The sequence below is a fragment of the Roseitalea sp. genome (assembly GCF_984466335.1).
Genome location: NZ_CFIFWG010000134.1, coordinates 1 through 7,992 on the forward strand (window position 1 = coordinate 1; position 7,992 = coordinate 7,992).

Genomic DNA, 7,992 nt, shown 5'->3' on the forward strand with positions numbered 1-7,992 from the left:
CCCTTGTTGCGGCCATCTTCATAAGCGGTCTTCACAGACATCGATTGTCGGGCCTATTGTCACTGCAATAACAATGGGGTGACGGACATGAAGGTACGGGAGGTTTTCGCCCGCAATCTCAACACGCTGTGCATGGACATCGGCAATTATTCGCAGGTCGCGCGCGATCTGGGCATCACCCGGCAGCAATTGCGCAAGCACCTTCAGGCCGAGAGCCTGCCGACCGAGCGAACGCTGGCCCGGATGGCGCGCTTCTTCGGCGTCGAGGAGACCGACCTCGTCGACCCCGGCTTCCGCCAGAACGGTTCGTCCACGACGTATCGTTACGCGCAGGCCATCAAGGCGGCGCTGGACAGAACGCATCGAGCCGACCTGCCCGAAGGACGATTTGACCTTTACTTCTCCTATCTTGGTCATCCGGGACAGGTCCTGCGCGCGCTGGTTCTCGTCAGTCACGTGGACGACCATGTCGAGTTTCGACGCCTGACGAGCTTTTACCCGCGCGAGCGGGCCGACTGGCGATTCTTCCGCGGCGACCACGAGGGTCTCGCGGTCCAGACGGCCGGCATCATCTATCTTTGCGGGATCAACCGTCTGCCGACCTATGAGCCGACGCTGATTGCCCTACAGAAGGTCGCGACCTCGGCACCGCTCTATCGCGGGCGCTCGATGGTCATGGATCTGAGCGGAGACGCCGTTTCGGCGGCGATCATGACGGTTTGCCCGTCCCGGAGCCTGCGCGATGCGCTGAGCCGGGCGCGAACCCTGTCAATCGAAGACCGCAGCGTGCCGGCGATCGTGCGGCGGGAGTTGAACCATATGATGGGCCAGATCCGCTCGGATCGCGCATAGACACGTCGCGCATGGAACAATGTCTCCAAATCGCCGGTGACATCCGGTGCGGATTCGCGGGGCCGGGCCTTGGCGGACGGTCTGCGCATTCGAAAATCTTGCGCTTACAATATTAGGCGCGGGAAAATGAATATAATTTTATTGATAAATAAAAATTATCTCATACGAAAACAGATTATATTAATACACCGGTAAAGATATATCTTTCAAGAAGCCCTCACCCGCCAGGCCACTTTTATGGGTATCATTCATTCGCGTTTATGTAAAGAAAAAATTTCTCTACTAGCGTAAGCCTGGTAATTTACAGATGTTAATTATTAATTACTTTGTAAGTTAAGAAATTTTAAATCATTTCAACAAAGCCTTTTCACGCCACGACTCGCTGGCGGATCCAACAAGGAGCGCAGACCATGATCAAACAGCCGCTTATCACCCCCAAGAAGACCTCGCCCTTCGTCAAGCCTTCGAACCTTTACGACAAGCGCTGACGCCGCCGCGCGGTCGCCGCGTCTTGGGGCGGCCGCGTTCGGCAAGGGGAGGGGCCGGGAGATTTGGTCATGGGCTATCGCGCCGCGCGAACGCTGGCGTTCACCACGGACCAGGGTGCGCTTGTCGGCTGCAACTATCTTCAGAAGACGACGTTCCAATGTGCGCCCGAACTGCTCGCAGTGCTGGGCCGGCTCGACGACTGGTCGCCCGCCGGCGCCGTTGCCGACGTGCTCGATCCCGACGGCGCCGAGCCCACCGAAACGCTGATCGACCAGTTGGTCGCGTGCGGCGTGCTGCTGCGCCAGGCGTCCCCCGAGGCGCGCCGCGAGGACGCCTACGAGAAAGGCTGGGAATGGGCGCTTCCGGCCGCGCTCTTGCATTTTTCGGTGCAGGACAACCCGCCGATCCCGGTCGAGCGGCTGGAACAGATACAGATCGAAAAGGCCCGGACGGTTCCGCAACCCGAACTGGTGCGGCGCCATGACCGCCTTTCGGAAGCGGTCGCGCTGCCGCCGACGGTCGACGATGACGGCCCGCTCGCCCTGATGGCCCGCCGCCGCACGCAGCGCGCGGTGCGCCGCGCGCCGATCTCCGCTGCCGCGCTGGCCGACTGCCTTTATGCCGGGGTCGGCGTGGTCGGCTACACAAGCAACAAGGCCGGCGCCCTGCCGCTGACCATGACGCCGTCGGGCGGCGCGCGCAATCCCTATGAGGCGTTCGTTCTGGTGCGCCGCGTCGAGGACATCGCGCCGGGTCTTTACCATTACGGGGCGGCAGACCGGTCGCTTCTGCCCATCTGTTCGGACGAGACGACCCGCGCCGGCACGCTGCTGGGCGATCAGCACTGGATGGACGACATGGCGTGCGTGGTTTTCCTGTGCGCGTGCCTGGGTCGGACCATGTGGAAATATTCCGATCCGAACGCCTATCGCGTGGTGCTGATCGAGGCCGGCCATATCGGCCAGAACATCATGCTGGCCGCGACGGGACACGGGCTGACGGCATGCCCGACCGCCGCGCTGGCCCATCGCGCGATCGCCGATCTTTGCCGGCTCGATGATCCCTTGCTGGATGCGCCGGTCTACGCGCTCGGCCTTGGCGTGCCCGATCCGGATCGGCAGCCGGAGGCGGACGGGGCGGCCACCTCCGAATCGTTCCCGCGCTGAAGGGCCCCGGCTCAGCCGGACGCCTTGGCCGCTTCGAGCGCCCGTGCGATATCGGCCTTGAGGTCTGCCTCGTCCTCCAGCCCGATCTGAAGCCGGACGACCTGGCCGCCATAGTCGCGGGCCGAGACGGTGCGGTCCTTCAGTTGAACATGGGTGACAAGGCTTTCATAGCCGCCCCAGGAATAGCCCAGCCCGAACAGCTCCAGCGCGTCCATGAAGGCGTGGACCTGCGCTTCGCCGGCGTCCTTGAGCACGAGCGAGAAGATGCCGCTCGCGCCGCCGAAATCGCGTTTCCAGATGGCATGGCCGGCAAAGCTCTCAAGCGCCGGGTACAGCACCTGCGCCACGATGGAGCCGGGCCGCTGCGAGGCCTCCTCCAGCCAGCGGGCGAGGGCGAGCGTGGTCTTGGCGTGGCGTTCGAGGCGGATGCCCATGGTCCTCAGTCCGCGCAGGACCAGGTAGGCGTCATCGGAATTGCCGCACGTGCCGAGCGCGACCTGCGTGTCCCAGAGCCGCGGCCAGCTCGCCGCGTTGGCGCTGACAGTGCCCATGACGACATCGGCATGGCCGCCGGGATATTTGGTCGCCGCATGGATCGAGATGTCGACGCCATGGTCGAGCGGCCTGAAGAAGAGGGGCGTCGCCCAGGTGTTGTCGATCATGGTCACGACGCCGCGCGCGCGCGCCGCCGCCGCGAGCGCGGGCACGTCCTGCATCTCGAACGTGTTCGAGCCGGGCGCCTCGATGAAAAGCACCCTGGTGTTGGGGCGGAACAGGTCGGCGATGTCGGCGCCGCGCTCGGGCGCGTAATAGTCCACCTCCACGCCAAGGCGCGCCAGCATCGTGTCGGCGAAGCGCCGTGTCGGATGATAGACCGTGTCGACGATCAGCACATGGTCGCCGGCCGACAGGAACGCCAGCAGCGGCACGGTGACCGCCGCAAGGCCCGACGGGACGAGGATCGTGCCGGCACTGCCCTCCAGCGCGTCCACCGCCGCGCACAGCGCGTCCGTCGTCGGCGTGCCGTGGGTGGCATAGGTGTAGGGTTGGATGCGGCTCCGGCCGTTTGCCGCGGCCGGGCGCTCCCGGCTTGCCTTCATCGTCGCCGCGTCGGGGAACAGCACCGTCGAGCCGTGCACGACGGGCGGATTGACCCACCCGAAATAATCGCGCGGATTGTTTCCCGAATGGGCCAGTTGCGTGTTCGGTCCAAGGGGTTTGGGGTCGTGTCCGTCCGCCATGCCGCTCATGCTCCCTGATCGCGCGCCGGTGTGAGCCGGTAGGCGGTCGGCGTCGCCGCGTCAACCGGTATGGAGGCGAGCCGTTCATGGCGGCCGGACGATGCGAGCGCGCCGGCGGTTTCGGACAAGCTGCCGGATTGCCGCCGGATTGATGCTTTTTGACGCAGGCCCGGTCTCGCCTTCCCGTATCCGGGCCCCGCCATCGGGCGCGTGCGTCGCCGGACGGACATCAAATGGCTGTGCGCTCAACATCATCGGGCGGTCCTGTTGGCGCGGCGGGCCGCCCATCGGGTGTCGCATTCTGGCCATTCGGCCGGGCAGGATGCGGTACGCCGACCCAAAACGCTTTGGAACGTGATCCGATTGCGGCAAAAGGGTGAGATTGCGCTTGACCGTTTCATGATTTTGTCTTTGTCTTTCAAACGGGAAGGTAGACGCCGTTCGCGCTCCGGCTTACTTGGGAGTAGGCGGTAAGCCGGCGCTCATGCCCAACTGTACTTATGCAACCAAGAGGAAAACTTCATGACAAAGACTGTACTCATGGGTGTGCTGGGAGCCGCCGTCGCCACGCTTGGCGTGTCGGCCGCATCCGCAGCCACGCTGGATGACGTCAAGGCCAAGGGTTTCGTACAGTGCGGCGTGAGCCAGGGGCTGCCGGGCTTTTCGAACCCCGATGCCGACGGCGAGTGGAGCGGCATGGACGTCGATCTGTGCCGGGGCGTCGCGGCGGCGATCTTCGGCGATGCGACCGCGGTGAAATTCACCCCGCTGTCGGCCAAGGAGCGCTTCACGGCGTTGCAGTCGGGCGAAATCGACGTTCTGTCGCGCAACACGACCTGGACGATGAGCCGCGACACGCAACTGGGCCTGAACTTCGCGGGCATCAACTATTTCGACGGCCAGGGGTTCATGATTCGGACGGAGATGAACATCAACTCGGCTCTCGAACTGTCGGGCGCTTCGATCTGCACCAACACCGGCACGACGACCGAACTGAACGTCGCCGACTACTTCCGCGCCAACAATATGGAATATGAGTTGGTCGCCTTCGAGAAGTCCGACGAGGTCGTCGCCGCCTATGACGCGGGCCGCTGCGACGTCTACACCACCGACCAGTCGGGCCTTTACGCGCAACGCCTCAAGCTGACCGATCCGGGCGCGCACAAGGTGCTGCCCGAAATCATCTCCAAGGAGCCGCTGGGGCCCGTCGTCCGGCAGGGTGACGATCAGTGGTTCAACATCGTCAAGTGGGTGCACTTCGCCACGCTGAACGCCGAGGAACTCGGCGTGACGATGGCCAATGTCGAGGAGATGAAGGGCAGCGACAACCCCTCCGTCCGTCGCCTTCTGGGCGTCGAGGGCGAGTTCGGCTCCGATATCGGCCTCGAAAATGACTGGGCCGCCCAAGTCATCGCGGCCGTCGGCAATTACGGCGAGATCTTCGACCGCAATGTCGGCCCGGACACGCCGCTGGCGATCTCGCGCGGCGTGAACGCGCTTTGGTCGAAAGGCGGTCTTCAGTACGCGCCGCCGATCCGCTAGGCGCTCGACCCGTCTGGGCCCGGCCGGAAGACCGTCCGGGCCCATTCATTTGCGGCGCCGCGCCAGACGCGCGTGACGCATGGCGCGGGCCGCGCGTCGCAGGTGGCCTCGGCCGCTCCCGCCGCGACCGGCAAGCCTGCCGCGACCAGGAAGAACAAGGGCCAGGAGGTTGAATGGCTGTCACCGATATCGCGCCCGGAGGGCCGCCCCCGGCCGGACGGGAGGACGCGCCGCCCAAGGTCGCGCTCCTGAACAACCCCAAGGTCCGCAGTTGGCTTTTCCAGATCCTTTTGGGCGTGGCGGTCGGCTATACCCTTTACTCGGGCTGGGTGAACATGAACGCCAACCTGCGAGCGGCCGGGGTCGCCTCGGGTTTCGGCTTCATGGACGAGACGGCGGGCTTTTCGGTCGCCCAGTCGCTGATCGCATACGACCAGGGCTCATCGTCCTACGCCAGGGTCTATCTGGTCGGCGTGCTCAACACGCTCATAGTCGCCATTGTCGGTATCGTGCTGGCGACGATCATGGGGTTCTTCCTGGGCATTGCGCGGCTCTCCGGCAACTGGATCGTCAGCCGGCTTGCCACCTCCTATGTCGAGTTTGCCCGCAACGTGCCGCTCCTGCTTCAGATCTTCATCTGGTATTTCGGCGTCCTGCGCCTTTTGCCGCAGCCGCGCGAGAGCCTCGATTTCGGCCCCCTTGGCCTTCTTAACATCCGAGGCTATTTCGCGCCCAAGCCCGTCTGGGGCGATGGCGCGATGCTCATCGTGTACGCACTGATCGCCGGTATCGCCATCGCCTGGGGCGTGTCGCGCTGGGCGCATCGGCGCCAGATGGCGACCGGCCAGCGCTTTCCCGCCTTGTGGGTCGGCCTTGGCGCCGTCTTCGGCCTGCCGCTCGTCACGTTCGCGGCGCTCGGCGCGCCGCTGACGTTCGACATGCCCGTCATGGGCGGGTTCAGGCCGTCGGGCGGCATGACGGTCATCCCCGAGTTCATTGCGCTGCTGGTTGCCCTTTCGACCTATACGGCGGCCTTCATCGCCGAGATCGTGCGCGCGGGGATCCTCGGCGTCAGCGGAGGGCAGACCGAGGCATCCCACGCGCTGGGCCTCAGGCAGGGCCAGAACCTGCGGCTCGTGGTGATCCCGCAGGCGCTCAGGATCATCATCCCGCCGCTGACCAGCCAGTATCTGAACCTGACCAAGAACTCGTCGCTGGCCGTGGCCATCGCCTATCCGGAGCTGACCTCGGTGTTCGCCGGAACGGCGCTCAACCAGACCGGCCAGGCGGTGGAGATCATCTCGATCACCATGCTGACCTATCTGACCTTCTCGCTGCTCACGTCGGCGTTCATGAACTGGTACAATGCGCGCGTGGCGCTGGTGGAGAGATGACGATGAGCCAAGACCCGCAGGGTTCCGGCCTTCAGGTCCAGTATGTGCGCCGGCAGATGCTGCCCGAACAGGCCGCGCCGACCGTGAGCCGCGGCCCGATCGGCTGGGTGCGCGAGAACCTGTTTCCCAATGCCGGCCAGACCATCCTGACGCTGATCTGCCTTTACATTCTGTATCTGATCGTTCCGCCGATCGCCAACTTCATGTTTTTCGATGCGGCCTGGTCGGGCACCGACCGAACCGCCTGCGCGACCCAGGCGCAGGGCGGCGTTCAGCCCGATGGCTGGTTCGGCGCCTGCTGGGCCTATGTCGGCGCCTACATGAACCAGTTCATCTACGGTCGCTATCCGGATGCCGAGCAGTGGCGGGTCAACGTCGCCTGGCTTTTGTTCTTCGGGGGGCTTATCCCGCTTTTGATGACATCGATCCCCTACAAGCGCGAGAACATCGTCTTCATGGTGGTCGTTTTCCCGGTCGCCACGCTGATCCTTCTGACCGGCGGGCATTTCCAGGTCCGCGATCTGTACCTGCCGCTGGTCATCGCCACCTTCTTGGCGCTGGCGGCGGCCTACGGCTTCGCCAGGGGATCGCAGTCCGACCCCATGCCGGGATTGAAGGCGGCTGCGGTGCTGTGCGGCGGCCTGTTTGTCATCGTGGCGCTGCTCGGCTTCGATTTCGGGCTGGAGCGGGTGGACACCGATGTGTGGGGTGGGCTTCTGGTCACCATGGTGATCGCGGTGACGGGCATCGCCGCGTCCCTGCCGATCGGCATCGCGCTGGCGCTCGGCCGCCGCTCCGACATGCCGGTCGTGCGCTTCTTCTGCGTCGTCTTCATCGAGTTCTGGCGCGGCGTGCCTCTGATCACCGTCCTGTTCATGTCCTCGGTGATGCTGCCGCTGTTCCTGCCCGAGGGCGTCACCTTCGACAAGCTCCTGCGCGCGCTGGTCGGCGTTGCCCTGTTCGCCTCGGCCTATATGGCCGAGGTGGTGCGCGGCGGCCTTCAGGCCCTGCCCAAGGGCCAGTATGAGGGGGCGATGGCGCTCGGCCTCAACTGGGGCCAGATGATGCGCATGATCATCCTGCCACAGGCGCTCAAGCTGGTCATTCCGGGGATCGTGAACACCTTCATCGGCCTGTTCAAGGACACCACGCTGGTGCTGATCATCGGCCTGTTCGATTTCCTGGGCATCATCCGCTCGTCCACCAGCGACGCGACCTGGGCCACTCCCGTCCAAAGCCTGACGGGGCTGGTCTTTGCATCCATCGTCTATTTCATCTTCTGTTTCGGCATGTCGCGCTACTCCATGT

General features: G+C 64.5%; 6 protein-coding genes. 5 read left to right on the forward strand and 1 reads right to left on the reverse strand.

Annotation, left to right across the window (positions count from 1 at the left end; genetic code table 11):
- Positions 1 to 87 precede the first annotated feature (87 nt).
- Both AC5E6L_RS11800 and AC5E6L_RS11805 read left to right on the forward strand, forming a co-directional pair.
- A complete protein-coding gene (locus tag AC5E6L_RS11800) occupies positions 88 to 852 on the forward strand; it encodes a helix-turn-helix domain-containing protein (protein WP_491773499.1) in 765 nt (254 codons plus the stop codon).
- 557 nt (positions 853 to 1,409) lie between these two features.
- On the forward strand, positions 1,410 to 2,507 hold the full coding sequence (locus AC5E6L_RS11805) for a SagB family peptide dehydrogenase (protein WP_491773501.1): 1,098 nt from the start codon (positions 1,410 to 1,412) through the stop codon (positions 2,505 to 2,507).
- Positions 2,508 to 2,518: 11 nt separating this feature from the next.
- Here the strand turns inward: AC5E6L_RS11805 and metC are convergent, their stop codons facing one another.
- Positions 2,519 to 3,748: a cystathionine beta-lyase gene (metC, locus tag AC5E6L_RS11810; RefSeq protein ID WP_491773503.1), complete on the reverse strand. Its 1,230-nt coding sequence runs from the start codon at positions 3,746 to 3,748 to the stop codon at positions 2,519 to 2,521.
- Between the two features lie 522 nt (positions 3,749 to 4,270).
- On the opposite strand from metC, the gene AC5E6L_RS11815 reads away from it, so the two are divergent.
- The 3 genes from AC5E6L_RS11815 to AC5E6L_RS11825 form a co-directional block, all read left to right on the forward strand.
- Entirely contained in the window at positions 4,271 to 5,290 is a 1,020-nt protein-coding gene (locus AC5E6L_RS11815; RefSeq protein WP_491229963.1) for an amino acid ABC transporter substrate-binding protein, read from the forward strand.
- A gap of 173 nt (positions 5,291 to 5,463) precedes the next feature.
- Entirely contained in the window at positions 5,464 to 6,684 is a 1,221-nt protein-coding gene (locus AC5E6L_RS11820) for an amino acid ABC transporter permease (RefSeq protein WP_491229962.1), read from the forward strand.
- 2 nt (positions 6,685 to 6,686) lie between these two features.
- Positions 6,687 to 7,992 (forward strand): amino acid ABC transporter permease (locus AC5E6L_RS11825; RefSeq protein WP_491773506.1); only part of this gene is annotated, 1,306 nt, incomplete at its 3' end.